13 protein-coding genes are annotated in these 19,580 nt (G+C 65.2%); 1 reads left to right on the top strand and 12 read right to left on the bottom strand.

The features are described 5' to 3' along the window. The first annotated feature begins 54 nt into the window (after positions 1-54). A complete protein-coding gene (locus H5T73_04305; protein ID MBC7246989.1) occupies positions 55-4,524 on the top strand; it encodes a DUF4965 domain-containing protein in 4,470 nt (1,489 codons plus the stop codon). 32 nt (positions 4,525-4,556) lie between these two features. On the opposite strand, the gene H5T73_04300 is transcribed toward H5T73_04305, so the two are convergent. The 12 genes from H5T73_04300 to H5T73_04245 form a co-directional block, all read right to left on the bottom strand. Further along, positions 4,557-5,984: a phenylacetate--CoA ligase family protein gene (locus H5T73_04300; protein MBC7246988.1), complete on the bottom strand. Its 1,428-nt coding sequence runs from the start codon at positions 5,982-5,984 to the stop codon at positions 4,557-4,559. Positions 5,985-6,113: 129 nt separating this feature from the next. Further along, positions 6,114-8,738 carry a SpoIIE family protein phosphatase gene (locus H5T73_04295; protein ID MBC7246987.1) on the bottom strand — a complete coding sequence of 875 codons (2,625 nt, stop codon included), beginning with the start codon at positions 8,736-8,738 and terminating at the stop codon, positions 6,114-6,116. 416 nt (positions 8,739-9,154) lie between these two features. Continuing rightward, a complete protein-coding gene (locus tag H5T73_04290) occupies positions 9,155-9,787 on the bottom strand; it encodes a V-type ATP synthase subunit D (GenBank protein MBC7246986.1) in 633 nt (210 codons plus the stop codon). Positions 9,788-9,850: 63 nt separating this feature from the next. Further along, positions 9,851-11,233: a V-type ATP synthase subunit B gene (locus tag H5T73_04285; protein MBC7246985.1), complete on the bottom strand. Its 1,383-nt coding sequence runs from the start codon at positions 11,231-11,233 to the stop codon at positions 9,851-9,853. A gap of 108 nt (positions 11,234-11,341) precedes the next feature. Further along, positions 11,342-13,105 (bottom strand): V-type ATP synthase subunit A, encoded by a 1,764-nt coding sequence (locus H5T73_04280; GenBank protein ID MBC7246984.1) that lies wholly within the window; start codon positions 13,103-13,105, stop codon positions 11,342-11,344. A 103-nt stretch (positions 13,106-13,208) separates the two neighbouring features. Beyond that, positions 13,209-13,529 carry a hypothetical protein gene (locus H5T73_04275; GenBank protein ID MBC7246983.1) on the bottom strand — a complete coding sequence of 107 codons (321 nt, stop codon included), beginning with the start codon at positions 13,527-13,529 and terminating at the stop codon, positions 13,209-13,211. A gap of 33 nt (positions 13,530-13,562) precedes the next feature. Next, positions 13,563-14,675 carry a V-type ATPase subunit gene (locus tag H5T73_04270; protein MBC7246982.1) on the bottom strand — a complete coding sequence of 371 codons (1,113 nt, stop codon included), beginning with the start codon at positions 14,673-14,675 and terminating at the stop codon, positions 13,563-13,565. Between the two features lie 61 nt (positions 14,676-14,736). Next, positions 14,737-15,339 (bottom strand): hypothetical protein, encoded by a 603-nt coding sequence (locus H5T73_04265; GenBank protein MBC7246981.1) that lies wholly within the window; start codon positions 15,337-15,339, stop codon positions 14,737-14,739. A 21-nt stretch (positions 15,340-15,360) separates the two neighbouring features. Continuing rightward, complete coding sequence (locus H5T73_04260) at positions 15,361-15,873, bottom strand: V-type ATP synthase subunit K (GenBank protein MBC7246980.1); 513 nt, start codon at positions 15,871-15,873, stop codon at positions 15,361-15,363. A gap of 12 nt (positions 15,874-15,885) precedes the next feature. Next, the gene (locus H5T73_04255; protein MBC7246979.1) at positions 15,886-17,865 is read right to left on the bottom strand and encodes a V-type ATP synthase subunit I; all 1,980 of its coding nucleotides are present in this window, start codon (positions 17,863-17,865) and stop codon (positions 15,886-15,888) included. 33 nt (positions 17,866-17,898) lie between these two features. Further along, the gene (locus H5T73_04250; protein MBC7246978.1) at positions 17,899-18,219 is read right to left on the bottom strand and encodes a hypothetical protein; all 321 of its coding nucleotides are present in this window, start codon (positions 18,217-18,219) and stop codon (positions 17,899-17,901) included. A 595-nt stretch (positions 18,220-18,814) separates the two neighbouring features. Then, a complete protein-coding gene (locus tag H5T73_04245) occupies positions 18,815-19,459 on the bottom strand; it encodes a TrkA family potassium uptake protein (GenBank protein MBC7246977.1) in 645 nt (214 codons plus the stop codon). Between the last annotated feature and the right edge of the window lie 121 nt (positions 19,460-19,580).

Raw genomic sequence — 19,580 nt, 5'->3', positions numbered from 1 at the left:
CCCAGGGGAACCCTTCGTCCCGGGGGAACCCTCTGGCTGCTCGCCGTCCTCGTGGTGCTCCCGCTTTTTCTCCTGCTCTCCGCGGGAAGGGCGGCCGCCGGCGATGATCGCCTGGTGGTGGAACTCTCCGGCCTCTCCTGGTCCGTCTCCCATGCCGGCCGCTACATCGCGGGAACGGACAACGTCACGCGCCAGCCATACAAGTACAAGCAGGAGCGGTACGGCCCCGATTTCCATTACAGCGTGAGCGGGTTGCGGGAAAGCTGGTACGACATCGAGTTCAGCTTCTTCGAGTCCACCTACAACCCCGGGGAGCGCATCTTCAGCGTCTACGCCAACGGCATCATCCTCCCCGGCCTCGCCAACCTGGACCTCTGCGCCCTGGTGGGCAGGGACAGGGCCCACCAGGTGACGGTGACGGGCGTCGCTCCCGTCAACGGCGAGATAGACCTTCACTTCGTGGCGCTCTCGCGGGAGGCGACCGTGAGCAACATCCGCTTCCTCCGGTGGGGCGACACCGTCCTGGAGATAAACGTGATGGAGAACCGCCGCTTCTCCGCCTTCCCCCTGCGTTTCGTGAACGGTCCGGGACAGGACCTGCACGAGGTGGTGCTGGGACGCCTGGGCTCGCGCTTCATGGTCAACCCCGTGCCTCAGCTCCTGGCCTGGCGCCAGTCGCCCTACGGGACCTGGAGCGACGACCTGAGCGAGTTGGTCCTGGCCTTCCGCGACGCGGAGGGAGACATACGCTGCCTTCCCTTCACCGACCGCTACCCGGTTTTCTCCTCCATAGACCAGGAGGACCTCCTCACCGGCGTCTCCTATACCTGCCGGGACCCGTCTCTTCCCTTCGAGGCAAGGGTCACCCTGCGCGCGCCCTTCTACCCCGGCGACGTCAAGCTCTCGAGCGCGCCCTTCGTCTACCTGGAGGTCGCGGTGGAGAACGAGGGGGGTTCCCCTGTCACGGGGGATTTCCTCCTGGTGCGGGCGCACAAGGACCTCGACGTGGGAGGGGAAAGCCCGCAGCCCCTGGCGGGAAGGCCCGGTTACCGGCACGATACCAGGTATACCTACGGTTGGGAGAGCTACGTCCGGCCCGACCCCTACAACTCGGGCTATGTGGTCTGTGGCGAGGCCGTGGCGGCGGAGGATGACTCCGGGTTCGCCTGGCACTATGACGACATCACCTCCACGGGATGGATATGGGACTCACCGCCGGGTTATCCTCCTCCTTATGCGCACGGCGTCTATACTTTCCGGCCAAAGGGTTACTCCGGCCTCACCTGGTCGTTCTCGCTCCCGGCGGGAGGGAGCGAGGAGAGGAGGCTGGTCTTCGCGGGCCACACCTCCGCCGAGGTGCTCAACGTGCGCGGGGACACCAGCTATCGCTTCCTCTACAACGACCCCGCCGGGCCCGACCTGGGGTCCGTGGAAGAGGTGGTGGAGTACGCCCTCGCGGAGCGCGCGGCCATCCTGGAAAAAACTTCCTTCGTGGACGACCTTCTCTCTGGCGCCCACCTCTCCCCGTTCCCGCAGGCGGGAAAGGACCTCATGGCCTATGCGCTGCAGAGCTTCCTCAGCAACACCTGGTGGTGCTACAACTCCTCGGGCGAGGACTGGTTCAGCGTCTGGGAGGGGACCTCCTGCATGTTCCACTCCACCATCGACCTGGAGTACAACGCCGCGTGGTTCTACCTCACCTTCTGGCCGGACCTCCTGGGCAAGCTGCTGCGGGAGTGGCCCCTCTTCGAAAAGAGCAACGCGCAGGGAAAGTACCTCTCCCACGACATGGGCGTGGCCACCCAGGTCACGGGCATGGCCTACCCCCACGACATGCCCGTGGAAGAAAATACCAATTACGTGCTGCTCCTCCACGGCTACTGGAAACACACCGGGGACACCGCCCTCATGCGCGAGCTCTTCCCCCGCGTAAGGGACTACGTCGCCTTCGTGATGGCCTGCGACACCGACTCCGACGGCCTCCCCGACATCAACACCTCCAATACCATCGACCAGGGCTCCGACGCCGTGCAGCACGCGAGCAACCAGACCTACCTGGGGGTGAAGGCGCTCGCCGCCTACCGGGCGGCGGCGGAGATGGCAGCGGCCCAGGCCTCCCCCGACCAGGGCTTCATCGACGCCTGCGACGGCCGCGTGGTGACCATCAACCTCACCATGGAGAAGGAGCTCTGGACCGGGGACCATTTCGTCGTCTGCAGCGACCCCGACATCCCCAAGGAGGAGAGGGAGGCTTATTCCATCTACGCCTCCAACGGCCTGCTCTACCTGCTGGCCTCGGGACTGGACGCCGGCATCACCTCCACGAACCTGGAGCGGTTGCGGCAGGATATCCTCTCCTCCGCCGCCGCCACGGAGAGAAGGTACGGCCACGTCCATACCAGCGTGAACAACGAGAACCAGTGGGTCTCCCAGGACCTGTGGCGCGACGCCCTGGGCTACTACCTGGGTTCGGACGGGTGGCCCGCAGGCCAGGAGGGCAGGCTCACGCGCTACCGCGACCTGCAGTATTACTTCGCCACCAAGAAGAACGGCGGTTTCTGGGACGTCTGCGACTACGGCGACTTCTACTTCCTGGGCACCAGCGAGGCGGTGGGGCTGGGTTTCGCAGACGCGGCGTCGGCCACCTCCTACCTGGCGGAGGCGCGCCTGGAGGCGGGCGGGGTGCGCGGCGCCTATTCCCTTGACTCCGCCTACCACCAGTCACTGGGTTACTACCCGCGGGGCACCACGGTCTTCTGCCTCCTGGAGGCCTTGGCGCGCCTGCGCGTGGACCTTCCCGGCGACCGGCTCCTCTACGACCCGGCTCACCTTCCCGGCCGCGTCCCCGTCCTCGCCTGCGCCGACTGGGGCGCCGCGGACCCCGCGGCGCGCATCCCCGTGCTGGTCTTCGATGCCGGCGGCGCGCTGGTCGAGACGGTCAACCGGCAACTCCTCCCCTCCACCCTCGCGAGGTCCAGGGTATCCACCATAAGCGGCCTGGAGACCAGGCCCTTCTCCTGCTCCCCCAGGGAGGGCAGCACCCGCCCCGCGGCGCAGGTCTCCTACAGCGCCCCTCCCGGCTCCGTCAGCGAGGCGCTGGTCCTGCAGGGAACGCGGGTGGTGAGGCATGTCGCCCCGGGCTCCTCGGGGTTCTCCTGGGACGGCAGGGACGATCACGGGCAACCCCTGCCCGACGGGGTATATACCGTCTACCTGAAGACGGACGGCGCCGACCCCTCCCTGTTCGTGCCCCCCGCCCTGGTCGAGGTGGGTGTGAACGTCAACGTCCCCTCCCCCTCCACCCGCTGGTACCTGGCGGAAGGGTACACGGGCAGCAACCCCACAGGGGGAGACTTCGAGACCTGGATAACCATCCAGAACCCCAACGACCAGGCGGTGAACGCCAGGGTGGTCTTCATGCAGCCGGGCGGGACGAACACGGAGCGCCGTTACCTCCTCTCACCGCGCTCCCGCTTCACCCTCAGCGTGGACGCCGTCCTCCCCCAGGCCGAGGTGTCCACCATGATCGAGACCGACCGCCCGGTGGTGGCGGAGAGGGCCATGTATTTCAGCGGCCGCCGCGCCGGGCACTGCTCCGTGGGGGCCGACGCCCTCTCCACCCGCTGGTACCTGGCGGAGGGGTACACGGGGGGCGACTTCGACGAATGGGTGCTCATACAGAACCCCAACGACGCGGTCGCCGAAGTATTTGTGCGCTTCCAGACCCAGGGGCAGGGTGAAACCGTCAGGTCGTTCCCGCTCCCGCCGCGCTCCCGTTTCACCATCCACGTGGACGCGCTGCTGCCCGACGCCCAGGTGAGCACCTTCGTGAGCAGCTACCTGCCGGTGGTGGTGGAAAGGGCGCAGTACCTGAACCACATGCGCAGCGGGAGCTGCTCCCTTGGAGCCCGCTCCGCATCAACCACCTGGTACCTGGCGGAGGGGTACACGGGGGGAGGGTTCGAGGAATGGATATGCATCCAGAACCCCCAGGACGCCGCTGCAAAGGCCGTCCTCACCTTCATGCAACCGGACGGAACCAACAGCAAGCTCAGCTTTTATATCGCCCCCCGCAGCCGCTACACGGTGGCCGCCCATTCCGTCCTTCCCGGAAGGGAGCTGGCCACCTCCGTTCTCTCCGACCTTCCGGTGGTGGTCGAGCGCGCCATGTACTGGAAGGGACGCAGCGACGGTCACGCCACCCTGGCATCACCCTGCCCCGAGTACACCTGGTATTTCGCCGAGGGCTATACAGCGGAGGGGTTCGAGGAATGGGTCGTCCTCCAGAATCCCTGGGAGAGGGAGAGCCGCGTTCAGGTGACCTTCATGTTCCCCGACGGAGGGAGCAGCACCCTATACGCCTTTGTGAAGCCGCGTTCGCGCTTCACGCTGAACGTGGGCTCCGCAGTGGGTGCTCGGGAGGTGAGCGTGAAGGTCAGCTCGCGCTACCCCGTGGTGGCGGAGAGGGCCATGTACTTCCTGGGGAGGTCGGGAGGGCACTGCTCCATCGGGGCCATCGAATAAGCACGTGGAAAGGGTGGGGGAGGCCCTCTTCGTCAACGGTTGTCCACGAAGCGGGTGGCCTTGAGCATCCGCGACGGGTCGTAAATCTCCGGCGACTGCACGTACTGCACGCGCGGCGTGATCCCCACCGCTTCCCTCACCTTCCTCACCACCTCCTCCTCGAGGTCCCGGCGCAGCCTTCCCGCCACCGAGAGGCGGATGGTGAGGACGTCGGGGCTCCGGGGATCGCCGGGGTCTTCCTTCTCCACCACCAGCTGGTATTCCACCACGCCCTCGATCCCCGCCAGCTGGCTCTTCACCGCCTCCGGGTTCACCAGCTTTCCCTCCACGCGTATCACCCTCTCAGCCCGTACCGCGTAGGTGGAGCCGAGGCGCACCACCAGGCGGCACCCGGAACGGCCGCAGTGGGGGCACGTACCGCTCTCCTGCGCCGCCAGGTCGCCCACCAGGTAGCGCAGCAGCACCGTGCCCCGACGGTCGAGGTGGGTGATGGCCAGCAGTCCCAGTTCACCGTCGGGGAGGGGCCGCAGGGTCTCGGGGTCGAGGATCTCTATATGGTAAAGATCGGGGGCGGGATTGTGGCAGCCGCCGAACTCGCAACATTCCACGAATGTCCCCTGGCATTCCGTGAAACCGTAGCCGTTGTTTATGAAGGCCTGCGAAGCCTCGCCGGGCAGGTGGGCCCGCATCTCCTCGCGCATGCCCTCCGTGACCGTGTCCCCCAGGGAGAGGATGACGCGCAGGCCGGAGAGGTCCGCGCCGATCTGCTCGCCGCGCAGGATGAAGCGGCGCTCCTGGCGGCCCATGCCCGAGAGGACGCTGACGCGGTGCATCACCGCCAGCTCCAGCGCCTCGTCCAGGGAGCGGTGAAGGGGAAAACCGGGGACGTCCCTGCCCAGAAGCGCGTTCACCAGTTTCATGCCCACCGAGGACGCGAAGTGCATAGTGCGGTAGAAGCCGATGTGCGGGAGGTTGCCGTAAGGGAAGAGGTTGAGCACCGTGTCCTGGGGCGTCATCCAGGATATCTCGGCCATGCGACGCAGCGCCAGGCTGATGCGGAACATGTCGTAGGCGGTGTTGAAGAAGGGGGACGGCGCGCCGGTGGTGGTCCCAGAGGTGTAGGTGATCTCGTAGGTAACGTCCAGCACGTCGGGCGGGTCGACAGCCAGAAGAAAGGAGAGCGGCCTCTCGGCGTAGGCTTCCCTGGGGGTGACCGGTATCCTCTCCAGGTCGGCAAGGCCGCGCACCTTCTCGTGGTCCACCTTCTCGCGGCGGAATGCCTCGCGGTAGTAGGGGCTGAAGGAGGCCGCCAGCTCCAGCTGGCGCCGCAGGTTGCGTTCCTGCAGCCCGCGCAGCTCGTCCGGTTTCATCCATAGCGGGTTCCCGCGGTCCCGGGAGTATATGCTCCACGAGCCGACAAAGCGCCTTACCTTCTCTGGGGTGATGTCTTCCTTCCTCATCTCCTCATGCAGCGCATCCCCTCACGGCTTGCCCGGCCAACACCTGCCGTCCATGATTATAAACCCAAACGGTACCGGAGCGGCGGGGAAGGGATCGGGCGCATCGCGACGGCCGGCAACCCCGACCCGTCACCTCTTGACGTCGCATACCATGACGGTGAAGTCGTCCTCCATCCTCCCCCCGCAGAAGGAACGCAGTTCCTCCACCAAGCCCTCGAGGAAAGATGCGGCGGCCCGCGATCCGGAGCGCCTCAGGTAGCGTCGCAGGCGCTTCTCCCCGAACTGCCGCCTCTTCGCGTCACGGCAGTCGATGACGCCGTCGGTGTAGAGGAAAAGCCGGTCGCCCGGCTCCAGATGCACCGTTTCCACCTGGAGCTGGATATCCTCGAAGGCCCCCAGTATCGACCTCTGGCCGGAGGAGAGAGTGATGACCTCTCCGCCGCCGCGGATGAGGTAGGGGTCGTTATGTCCGGCGTTGACGTAACGCAACTGCAGCGTCTCGAGGTCCAGTTCACCGTAGATGATGGTTATGAAGCGGTCCTCCAGGCGGTGGGGGAAGATGGCCAGGTTCGCCTTCCTCACCACGTCCAGGACGTCCACGCGGTACTTGGCCTCGGCGCGGATGGCGCTCATGGCCAGGGTGGCCAGGAGCGCGGCGGGTACGCCACTGCCGGCGGCGTCACCGACGACGAACACCAGCCGTCCCCCTTCTTCCCAGTAATCGTACCAGTCGCCCCCCACGATGCGCGCCTGTTCCATGTGGGCCATCACCCTGACCGTCTCGTTCTCAAGCATCCCCTCGGGCAGGAGCGCCCCCTGGATATGCGCGGCGATATCCAGTTCCTTCTCCACAAGGGCCAGGTGCTGCAACCTCTTCTGCTCGCTGATGTCGCGGAAGGTACAGATGACGCTCACTATCTGGCGCTTGCGGTCCCTGATCACGGAGAAGGAGCCGCTGATCCATACCCTACCGCCGTCCCGCCTACGGTATTCCATCTCCCCCATGGTGACCTTCTCGCCCCGGAAAGCGGCCTCCACCGGGCAGTCCTTGCGCATGCAGGCACCGGGAAGCGGGTTCTCTTCCCCGTAGAGTATCTCGTGCACGTGCCTTCCCAGGGCCTCCTCCTCGCGCCAGCCGAAGAGCTCCCCCGCCGCCGGATTGAAGAGGACGACGTTGCGCTGGCGGTCGACCACCACGATGGCATCGGGGTTCGCGGAAACGATGGCCTCGCTGCGCTCCCTCTCGTGGAAGACCCTCTCGCTCGCCTCCAGCTCCTGCAGCCTCTTCTCGCGCACTCGTATGCGCTGGCGCAGCTGGGCCTGGAGGATGGCCACCCCCGCCTGCGCGGCCATGGCCTCGATCATCTCCACCTCGTCCCTGTCGAAGATCCTGCGCCTGCGGGAGTCCCCCAGGTATATGATCCCCGTGACCTCCCGCTCGGAGACGAGGGGAAGCGCCATGCAGGATTTTATCTTGAAACTTCCGAGGTGCTCGCGGTTCACGCGCGGGTCCCTCTCCGCGTCCTCGACGATGACGGTCTCCCCCTTGCGCAGGGCCTGCACGGTCATCTCGTCGATCTCCCCCGGGCTCCAGCGCACTCCCCGCATCTTCCTGTTCACGGGTACGGTAAGCCCATGACCGCGCACGAACTCCAGCTTGTCCTCCTCGCGGTGATAGAGGAAGAGGAGGCACTTGTCGACGGAGGCGACCTCCGCTATCTTGCGCAGCACCGCCGCCACCGCCTGGCCGAAGCTCACCGCTCCCGCCGTTTCCTCCGCCATCTCCTTCATGAGCTCCATCTGGCGGCTGCGCCTTCTCTCCAGCCAGAATAGTCGTGCGTTCTCGATGGCCACCCCCGCCTGGGGAGCGAATGCCGCCAGCAGCGCCAGGTCCAGGCGGTGGTAGTTGCGCGCCTCGACGTCGTAGAGTTCCAGGCCACCGATGGGAGCGTCATCCTTCATGATGGGACAGGAGATGGCGGAGCGCACCCTGCCTCCCCTGGCGGGAGCGGGCAGCGCCAGCCCCCGCAGGTGCTCGTCCAACCCGCTCACGGGGGCCTTCTCCTCGATGGCACGCGCCAGCAGCGAGCGCCGCAGGTCCACCTTCCTTCCCTTGGTCCAGGGGGACGAGAGGCCGATCTGGGCCACCAGCTCCAGCTCTCCACCCTCCAGGAGATAGACGGCGCCCATGGGGGCCTGCATGATCTCCGTCGCGACTTCCAGTATCTGGATAAAGACGCGGTCGAGGTCCATGGTGGAGGAGATGGTGCGTCCCACCTCCAGGAGGCCGTGCAGCTCGCGCAGCTGCCGGTTTATCAAGGCGTCCCTGGTCTCCAGGTAGGAGGCGGAAAGGGCCGCTACGAGCTCGGCGTTGATCTCGCCCCGCGACCTGAAGAAGGCGAGCCATTCCTCCGCCGAGAGCTCCCTGTCCAGGAAAACCGCCACCAGGCGGCCCCAAACTATGGATTCCACCAGGAAGAAGGCACGTATGAGATCCCCCAGGGGGATGCCCTGCAGTGCACGGCTCCTGCCCATGCGCCGGGCGAAGGCGTAGAGCTCCTCGCGGTTCATCCGCGCGCCGGTCACGTGTTCGGCGGTGCGCTGGATGAGTTCGGTCACCTGCCCCCTGATCTCGTCCTTGACGGATTGCGAAAGACCGGCGTAGGTGGGGAGGCTGCGATCCAGCGCCCCCCCTATCTCACGTATAAGGTCGTCGAAGCTCGGGGTTGTCCTCGTGGACGGCTCATCGAGCATTTCCTGGACCTCTCTTGCAGGGTTCCCTGCGGACCGGGGCCGCTGGTGCTTCCCCGCCTTTCCGCCGCTCATCAGCCAAGGGATGGGTGTATGTGCGCCGCGCCCGTGCGTTCCTGTCCGACCCTTCCGGGCAATGCTGCAGCAGGGCAGGCTGCCGGAAAGGCTCCCTTGTGAAAAGTATAGAAGCCGCGGAAAAGGGATGTCAAAATGGCATGTGTCTTGGGGATGATGTAATTGCCTACCATCCATCTTCAACCCGGAAAAGGCCAAACGAGCGCTCCGACACCTTTTCCCGCCGCGCCTCCGGAAACACGCAGCCTGCGCCCAGGAGGAGCAATGCCCGCGTCGGCCTTCCGGGATAGCGCCTCGCGGCAAGATGATGGAAGGGGTTTAGCGGTCGGTCGCGGCGCGGGCGTTTACCTGCCGGCCGCCTCCTCCTGCATGCTCTTGATCTTCATGAGCTGGGTGCGGTAGGAGCGCTCCATCTCGTCCAGCTTCATGGTGATGTAGGTGATGGTCTCCGTGAGGGAGGGGATGAGCACGTGCTCCAGTGCGTTCACCCGGCGCCTGGTGCGCTCGATCTCCTGTGCCAGGAGGGAGACGTTGTTCTCCATCTCCGCCAGCCTCACAAGTTCCGGCACCAGCTCACGGTAGTTCATGAGCGCCTCGTCCAGTGAGAATGGTGTCGCGATGAGGCTGTAGCAGTCGAAGTCGCCCCCCATGCGCACGTCGAAATGGGGTACACGCACGCCCATGATGCTGGCGCGCTCCACCGTGACCTCCAGGTCCATGGTGGGAACGGAGAGTGAGCCCTCCACTTCCTCGGTGGTCACCTCGCTACGGGCGATGGCGAAGATGAGGTGGGCATCGGCCAGCCTCGCCTCCACGTCGCGGCGCAGCTCCCGGCTCTCCCTGACCAGGGTCAGGAACTGCTTCATGAGCTCGTCCAGCTTGTCCTTGAGAAGCTTGTGCCCGCGCCGGGCGATGGCCGCCCGCTTGCGGAGCTTGAGGAGCTCCATGCGGTTTGGGTTCACCTGTACGCGCGCCAAATCCTCTCTCCCTTTCCTCCCGCGGTCGTTCCTCGCTCAAGCGTGAACGGGACCCTGCCCCGCTTAAGCCCGGCCCTCACCTTCCATGTATTTCCTTATGTGTTCCTCCTTGACCCTCTTCAGCTCGGCGCGGGGGAGGATGCGCAAGAGCTCCCAGCCGATGGCCAGGGTCTCCTCGATGGAGCGGTCCTCGTATTCTCCCTGCCTGATGAAGCGGTCCTCGAAGGCGTCGCTGAACTGCACGAAGAGCTTGTCCTCGTCCGAGAGGGCCGCCTCGCCCAGGATGACCGCCAGCTCCTTGGCCTCCTTGCCGCGGGCGTAGGCAGAGAAGAGTTGGTTGGAGAGGGGCGAGTGGTCCTCTCGCGTCTTGCCCACCCCGATGCCCTTCTCCTTGAGGCGGGATAGCGAGGGCAGGACGTCGATGGGCGGGTAGATGCCCCGGCGGTGCAGGTCCCGCGAGAGTATGATCTGCCCCTCGGTGATGTACCCCGTGAGGTCCGGTATGGGATGGGTCTTGTCGTCGTCGGGCATGGAGAGCACCGGGATCTGGGTTATGGACCCCCTGGCGTCCTTGATCCTCCCCGCGCGCTCGTAGATGGTGGCCAGGTCGGTGTAGAGGTAGCCGGGGTAACCGCGCCGTCCCGGCACTTCCTTGCGCGCGGCGGAGATCTCACGCAGGGCCTCGCAGTAATAGGTCATGTCTATGAGGATGACCAGCACGTGCATGTCCAGCTCGAAGGCCAGGTACTCCGCCGCCGTGAGCGCCATGCGCGGGGTGGCGATACGCTCGATGGCCGGGTCGTCCGCCAGGTTGATGAAGAGCACCGCCCTCTCCAGGGCGGCGGTGGAGCGGAACTCCTGGATGAAGAACTCCGCCTCCTCGAAGGTGATGCCCATGGCCGCGAAGACCACGGCGAACTCCTCCTCCTGGCCGAGCACGCCCGCCTGCCGGGCGATCTGCGCCGCCAGGCGGGAATGGGGCAGGCCGGCGCCCGAGAAGATGGGCAGCTTCTGGCCGCGCACCAGCGGGTTCAGCCCGTCGATGGCCGAGATGCCGGTCTGGATGAAGTCGGTGGGGAAGTCGCGGGCGTAAGGGTTAATGGGGTTGCCGTTTATATCCAGCCTATCGTCGGGGATGATGCGGGGGCCGTTGTCGATGGGCCTCCCCAGCCCGTCGAACACCCTTCCCAGGATGTCCCGCGACACCGGGAGCTCCAGCCCGCGCCCGGTGAAGCGCACCTTGGTCTGGGCGATGTTCAGGCCGCTGGTAGCCTCGAAGGACTGCAGGAGCACGAGGTCATCCTCCACCTCCAGCACGTTCCCCAGGCCCACGGAGCCGTCGGGGAACTCCACCTCCACCAGCTCGTTGTACTTGGCGCCCTCCACCCCCTCCAGGAGGATGAGAGGCCCCACGATCTCCTTGACCGTCAGGTATTCCTTGAGCATCTTCTCCGACTCCTTCCCCGGTTATGGATATGTCCTCCCGCTGAAGCGGGCACTCCTTCTCCGGCCATTATTATCCATAAAATTCCATATCCCGTTTCCCGTCGCGTCTCAGGCCCTCACCTGCGAGGCCTCCCCCGCCAGCTGCTCCGCCACCTTCTCCTCCAGGCGGTCGAAGCGCTCCATCTCCTCCTCGGGGATGAACTTGGCGCGCGCGATCTCCTCCTGTACGGGGAGGTCGATGAGCTCCTCCACGGGCCTGCCCTTCTCCAGTTCCCGGGTGGCCAGGCGGTGATAGGTCATGATCAGCTTGAGCAGGCGGAACTGCTTCATGAGGGAGGTGAAGGCATCGGCGTCGTCGAACGCGTTCTGCTGCAGGAAGTCCTCGCGCAACGACTTCGCCGTCTCCATGATCAGCCTTTCCTGGTCGGAGAGGGCCTCGATGCCGATGAGCCTCACCACCTCCTGCAGCTCCGCTTCCCGCTGCAGGATGCCCATGGCCTCCTCGCGCAGCTCGCCGTATGCCTCGTCCACCTCCTGGTTCCAGTACTCCTGCACCTTCTCCTGGTAGAGGCTGTAGCTGTTCAACCAGTTTATGGCGGGGAAGTGGCGGGCGAAGGCCAGGCGGTCCTCCAGCCCCCAGAAGACCTTCACCACGCGCAGGGTGGCCTGGGTCACCGGCTCCGAGAGGTCGCCTCCCGGGGGCGAGACTGAACCGATGGCGCTCACCGAGCCCACCCGGCCCTCCCTGCCCAGGCAGATGACCCGTCCCGCCCGCTCGTAGAAGGCGGCCAGACGGGTGCCCAGATAAGCGGGATACCCTTCCTCGCCGGGCATCTCTTCCAGGCGGCCCGAGATCTCGCGCAGGGCCTCCGCCCAGCGGGAGGTGGAGTCCGCCTGCAGGGCCACGTGGTAGCCCATGTCCCGGTAGTACTCGGCTATGGTAATGCCCGTGTACACGGAGGCCTCGCGGGCCGCCACCGGCATGTTGGAGGTGTTGGCGATGAGCACCGTGCGCAGCATGAGGGGCTCCCCGCTGTAGGGGTCGGTGAGCTCCGGGAACTCCAGGAGCACGTCGGTCATCTCGTTGCCGCGCTCCCCGCATCCCACGAAGACCACTATCTGCGCGTTGGCCCACTTGGCGATGGCGTGCTGCAGCACCGTCTTCCCCGAGCCGAATGGACCCGGGACGCAGGCGGTGCCGCCCATGGATATGGGAAAGAGGGTGTCCACGATCCTCTGGCCCGTGACCAGGGGCTCCGCGGGCGCCATCTTCTCCCTGTAGAGGCGCGGCCGGCGCACCGGCCAGCGCTGCATCATGGTCACGGGCACCTCGCCGGCGTCCGTTTCCACCACCGCCACCGTCTCCTCCACCGTGAAATCGCCATCACGTATCTCGGAGATCCTGCCCTCCACCCCCACGGGTACCATGACCCTGTGGACGATGACGGCGGTCTCCTGCACCGTCCCCAGCACGTCCCCGGGAACCACCTCGTCCCCCACCTTCACCGCGGGTTGGAAGGGCCACCTCCTCTCACGGGAGAGGCCCGGTTCCTCCACCCCACGCGTCACGTAATTGCCGTACTTGGCGCGGATGACGTCCAGGGGACGCTGCACGCCGTCGTAGATGGAGGTGAGGAGGCCCGGTCCCAGCTCCACGCTGAGGGGCTCCCCGGTGGAGATGACCTCGTCACCCGGACCCAGGCCCGCCGTTTCCTCGTAAACCTGGATGGAGGCCCGGTTGCCGCGCAGCTCTATGATCTCCCCCATGAGGCGGTCTTTCCCCACCTTGACCAGGTCGTACATCTTGGGATCGGGAAGATCCCTGGCCACCACCAGGGGCCCGGAAACCTTTACCACTACTCCCGCTTCCATTTAACGCTCCTCGTCTCTTTCGCTGCCGCTTACGACAGCAATTCCATATATTTCCATATATTTCCATATATTTCCATATACCCGTCGCCGGGACGGTCCCTTCTCACTTCTCCAGGTCGGCGCCCACCGCCTTCTGCACCCGCTCGCGCATGCGTGCCGCCGCCATCTCGCGCGAGCCGGTGACCGCGGGGATGACCATGACCACCGGCAGTCCCCCGTGGGGAGGAAAACCCGGCACCTCGCGCTCCAGGACTTCGTAGACCGGCTCGGTCACCATGACCACCGCGTAGCGGCTGAGGTCCATCTCCTGCCAGATGCGGGGCCCGTCAGCGGGAAGGGGCGCCACGAAGGCCTCCACCCCCACCGCCTTGAACCCGAGGGTGGAGGTCCGCCCCCCCAGCATGGCCACCTTCAATCCTTCCATCTTCCGCCCCTGTCTTCCCCGGGCATCACGCCGTCACTCGATGTATAGCTTCCTGAGCATCTTCTCGATGGCCTCTGGCGCGAGGTTGTGCAGCTTGGCCATGAGGATCATGCGTACCATGGTCACCTCGTTCTCCCGCGCCCGCACGAAGGAAAAGACCGGCTCCACTCCCACCGAGATGCGGCGGCTTGCCCGCAGCAGGTCCATGATGTAGTCGTCGCTGCGGCGGTCGAAGTCGCTCAGGCTCGGCTTCTCCTCCTCGACCAGGAAATCCAGGAGCCGGGAAGGATACCGCGTCCTCTCCAGCTTCTTCACTATGACGTCGTCCGTGTCCCCGTACAGTTCGAGGAGGTACCCGGTGGGGATGTAGCCGCCCTCCACAAGGCCCTTCTGTACCTTCTCTCGCTCTTTACCCAGTCTCCGCGCCCGGAGGATCGCCTTCAGGTTGGAGAGGTCGATGGCGGCGCGCGCCAGCTCTTCCATGAAGGCGTTTCCCTCGCGACGGGCGAGGAAGAGCCTGTATCTCAGGAAATACGCGTCGATCAGCGTTTCCAGTTCCTGGGGGGATAGCTCCCTGCCCTCCATCTCGAGGACCAGCTCCTTGTAGGGAGACGGAAGCTCCACGGGATGTTCCACGCCCCGCCGCAGGCTTTCCACGTCCATGCTTCCCAGTCGCGGCAGCAGGGCCTCCTCCGGCGCACCCTCTTTCGCCGCCTTGAGCAGCACCTTCAGGTTGTGGAAGTCGTAGCGGCAGTGGAAGAACTCGAAGAGCACGGAGTCCGCGGGCAAGGCTTCCCGCAGGAAATCGTACACGTCGTGGAGGTAGGCGGTAAGGCCGTCGTCCACCTCCCGCGCCGTCTGAGCCCCCGCCAGGTAATCCCCCATCTCCACCTCGTCCAGGATGTGTAGGGCCTCCTCGAAATCGGCCTCGATCAGCCTTCCCACGTGGTGGGAGAGGAGGAGCTTCATCTCCTGCGCCTTTATCCTCCCCACCGCGTGGCCGTAGCGGAGGGTCTCGTGGAAGGGCTTGATGGCCGCCAGGTCAATGCGCAGGAAGCGGGGCGGCTTCCTCAGCCTCCGACCCTCGTCGCGGGGGGAAGGCTGCTCCCGTAGGGGGTCCACCTCCAGTCTGTGCTTGCGGTACATCCGTCTCCTCGATGCTCTCCAGCCGCCGTCCCGCGGCTGCCGGCCTTCCTCTTTCCTACACTTACGTTTTGCCGAAGAGGATGCGCGAGACCTCCTCCTCGCCCTGCACCCGCACCCTCTGCAGCACCGCCTCCACGGAGAGGTTGCTCTCCGTCTTGTCTCCCCGCAGGATCACCCCCCGCTCGCAGGGGGCCGTCTCCGGCGAGAGCTTCAGTCCTCCCCGAGAGCCACGCACGCGCAGTTCTCCGTTCAGCTCCTCCAGGAGTCCGGCGGCCAGCAGCTCACGGTCGTGCTCGGAGGCCACCAGCTCCTCGTCGCCGCTTACCACGCTCTTCAGGATGATATCCTTCAGCCACTTGCGGTACCTCTCCTGGGGAAGCTCCAGGAAGGAGCGCTTCGCCTCGCGGAAGACCTCCTCGACCAGCTCGTCCTTGGCCGCAAGGAGCTCGATGCGGCTCTCCAGGCGGGCCTGGCTGAGTATCTTCAGGCGCTCGCTCTCCGCCCGGGCGTGGAAGGACCTGGCGATGGCCTCACCTTCTCGCGCCGCCTTCTCCTCGGCCTCCCGCCTGATGCGGGCAGCCTCCTCCTCCGCCCGGGCGATGATGAGTTCCCCTTCTTCCCGGGCGTCGCTCTCTATCTTTTCCAGCAGCTTTTCCAGGGACATCTCGCGCTCCCCGCCGGGGCCTCAGATCCCCAGAGTGGTATAGAAGGGCCTAATCACCACGAAGAAATAAAGGATGGTGATGATGAGGGAGAGCACGGCATAGGTCTCCACCAGGGCGGGGAGCACCAGTGCCCGCCCCATCTCCTCGCGCCGCTTGGCCACCATCCCCGCCGCTCCCGCGGAGGTCAACCCCTGGTAGGCCCCGGAGACGAAACAGACGAAACACACCGGCAGGCAGGCCAGAAAGATCTGGAAGCCCACCCATCCGGGCAGGGCCTCCCAGCCCGATCCCGGCTTCATGACGAAGGCCACCAGGACCCCGGTGATGAATCCGTAGATGCCCTGGGTGCCGGGGATGACCACCAGGGGGAGCAGTGGTCCGAATCTATCGGGCAAGTCGGTGAGGATGCCGCCGGCCACGTTGGCGATGTAGGTGATGCCCATGGAGGACCCGGATCCTCCCCCGATCACCGCCACCGCGGCTCCCAGCAATGCCCAGTGCAGGCCGGACAATCCTCCGAAAGTAGCATTCATGCCTTACCTCCTTTAACGCTCATCTATGACCACTCTTCGCGTGCTTATGGTGAAGGGCTCGAAGGGCAGCCCCCCGTCATCGTAAAACTTGCCAAAAAATTCCACATACTGCAAACGCAGGGGGTGGACGAAGGCGCTCAGCAGGTTGATGAGCAGGTTGAAGAGATGGCCGCCCACCAGGATGACGATCATGGCGATGACTCCCAGAACCGGGATCCCGAAGACCATTCCCGCCATGCGGTTCACCACGCTCCCTATGGCCACCGTGGCCATGCCCAGCGCGTAGAGTCGCAGGTAGGATGCCACGTCCCCGATGGTCCCCCCGAACAGCCCGTAGAGGTTGTAGAGGCCGCCGAAGAACTTGCCCAGGATGGATTTGCTGGAGACATTGGAGAGCAGCACCACTCCCGCCGCCCCCGCGGCCAAGACGATCATTCCCGCCGTCTGTACGGCCGCCACCTTGACGCCAGCCCCCAGGGCCAGCACCGCCAGCCCCAGCCACATGACGAGGGTGGTCCCCTGCTCGCAGAAGCCCATCCAAAGCGAGTTCTGGCGGATGTTGTCGTACATCTCGATGGCCACCCCCAGGGAGATGTGCATGAGCCCCAGGGCGGCGCAGATGAGCATCATGGGGATGGGGTTGAGGAGCACGTCCAGGGAGCCCGGAAACCTGAGGAATGCGGGCAGGGATTCGCTCTCGATCCCGAAATATCCCCGGGTGAAGATGCCCACCACCATGGCGGCTATCCCGCAATACATGATGAGGCGGAAGAAACGCCTGGCGGCTTCCGAGAGGTCCAGCTTCCTCAGCGCCCACCAGGCAGCCAGGGTCAGGATGGCGCCGTAACCCACGTCCCCTATGCACATACCGAAGAACAAGATGAAGAAGGGCGCCACGAAGGGCGTGGGGTCGGTCTCCGCGTGGTTGGGCAGCCCGAACAGGTTGATAAGACTCTCCGCCGGCTTGATCCGCCTGCGGTTCAGGAGCAGGGTGGGGGGAACGTCATCCTCCCCCGGCGGAGAGAAGGAGATCTCGAGCTCCGGGCCCAGCTCCTGCAGCTCCCGCTGGACCTCCTCCTGCCGGGCTTCCTCCACCCATCCCTCCACGGCCACCACCCGCTCGGTGTGGAGGAAGCTCTCCTTAACCTCCTCCTTCATGAGCAGGTTGCGCAGGTAATCGTCGAGCGCCAACAGCTTGGGCTTGAGGGGGAGCCTCTCCCTTATCCCCTCCTCCAGCGTCTCCTTATCCGCCTTTTCCGCCGCCAGGCGCTCCTCCAGCCGTTCCATCTCCTCGTGCGGCGTTCCCTCCTTCCCGGGGAACTGCACCTCTTCCAGGTTGTAGCGCTGGGCCAGGGCCTGGTATTCCTCGCGGCAATCGCGGTGCACCAGGACGACCAGGTAAACCCTCTCCCCCTCCCTGCGTACTTCCTCCCAGGCGGAGCAGGGACAGGCCTCCGACATCTCCCGCGACCATGCCTCGAGGGAGCTGACCCCCATGACCGCCAGCCTGGCATCGCACCAACTCATATCCCGCAGCGCGCCAAGGGGAAAGGCGAGGTCGCGCCAGTGGCGCAAGGCTTCCAGTTCCCGCCCCATCTCGGTGATGCGGCTCTCGACGTGGCGGAGCCGGGTGGCCATTTCTACCATTTCCTGGTAAATAGCTGGAAGATCGATCTCTTGCTCCACGGCGCAGAATTCCTCGTAGGTAAGATGGATCCTCTCCTGCAGGAAACCGGAAAGAAGGCCGCCCTTCTTCTCCTCGTAGCGTTCAAGCAGGTCGAGGAGGAATTCGCACCGGGAGTGGGCAAGGCGCAGGTCGCGCACGTCGAGCTCGCAGGGTCTTACCAGGTCCCGCAGCTCCTCTTCCTCGTCCAGGGCCGAGGAAAGGTCGACCACGTGCATGGCTCCCAGGTGGTAGAGTCGCTCGATCAGCTCCTCGCGCCGGTCGCGTGGAGCCAGTATGGTGGTCTTTGACACCCTGGCGACCGCCATCGTCAACCTCTCGCGATAAAAAAGAGAGGCCCGTCAGACCTCTTCCATCTTCCGCAGCAGGTAGGCTACCGCCTCACCTGATTTTCCCCGGGCGACGCCGAGGATCCGCTCCTTTTCCTCCCGGTAGGCGCGGCGTATCTCCTCGGCCTCCTTCTCGGCCTGCTCCACCCTTCCCCGCAGGTCCTTTTCGCCCTTCTCCCGCGCTCTTTCCCTCTCGCTCTCCCGCAAAGCCTCGCCTTCCTCACGGGCCCCGCGCAGGATCTCCTCCGCTTGGGCCTGGGAAGCAGCGATGACCTCCGCGGCACGATCCTCAGCTTCCTTGACCCGCTTCAACTTTTCCGTCGCCGTACTCACCGTTGACTCCTCTCCTTCCGGAAAGGCCCTCTCCCCGGGCAGCGAAGATCCTGGCGAGGCCGCTTTTTCACCCCGCATGGCCAAGATGATTTTTTCATGTTAACGCAATTTATATTTCGAGGTTCCAAAATTTTAATTTTGGACCCATCACATACTACTCCTTCACCGGCGACTTGACAAGGCGCCTCACCGTATTTACCGCCCTTCCCTTCCACCGATCCCCTCCATCGGCTTCCTCCCTCCGCGCCAGCCCATGCCCATGCCCTGCCGAGCACGCCCAAACATATTAGTCTATTTCTTTGCGACGCAGGGTTCAAGGCCGCGGGGGTACCTGCCCCGGGGGCACCTGCTGCGGTCCCGGGCCGAACGTCGGGGAGATCGCCCCTTTTCTCCCGTCGCGTCTACCCGGCATGCCCGGACGACGGCGTGGCGCGTCGATCTTTTTCAATTCCCGGAAGGCACGTGTCGAAACGTTACAGCATCATGTTGTGGGGATCTGAAAATCCGGAGACGCTTGCACAACCTGAGCCAGCTGCCTACCAAGCCCCGCTTCGCCTGTGCGGGCAACCGGTGGCGACCGGTGGCGGGACGCCGGTCATTCCCCCTTGAGAACCCTCTTCAACTCGCCTTCCTTCTCCGGCTCGGTGACCGCAATCACCGTGTCACCTGGCTGCAGCATCGATCCGCCCTGGGGGATGATGACCTCCTCTCCCCTGATGATGGAGACCAGCACGCAGCCCTGAGGTAGTCCGAGGTTCCTGAGAGGGACGTCGCAGGAACGGCAGCGGTCCTCCGGAAGGTCGAGCTCCACCACGGCCAGCTTTCCCTTCTTCAGGGTGTGCAGGGTGATGATGTCGCCCACCGTGGTGCGCTCCTCTATGAGCTGCGCGATCACGGTCGTGCTGGATATGGCGTCCACTCCCAGCTTGTTGAATATCCTCTCGTTCTTGGGGTTGTTCACCCGTGCCACGGCGCGCGGGACCTGGAAATGCGTCCGGGCCAGCTGGCAGGCCACCAGGTTGTCGTCATCGTCTCCGGTCACGGCCGCGAAGACGTCGGCCTTATCCACCTCGGCCTCCTCCTGGAAGCGGAGGTCACAGCCGTCACCCTCGATGACCGTCGCCGCGGTGCGCATGGCTATCCTCTCGCAGAGCTCGCGGTTGCGCTCGATCACCGTCACCTTATGACCCTTGGCCTCCAGGGCTTCGGCCAGGAAGGACCCTACCTTCCCGCCCCCCATGATCACTATCTTTATCTTTACTCACCTGCCCCCGTCTTCCGTACATCCTCCGCTCTTGCCGGTAAGCCGCGCCCACCGTTTACCGGCAAGGCCGCCGCCCTTACCCCGGGGCGCCGCACGC

Source organism: Actinomycetota bacterium, assembly GCA_014360655.1.
Taxonomy (GTDB): Bacteria; Actinomycetota; Geothermincolia; order Geothermincolales; family RBG-13-55-18; genus JACIXC01.
Note: the sequence above shows the minus strand (reverse complement) of the source record. Positions and strands in the feature narration are given on the sequence as shown.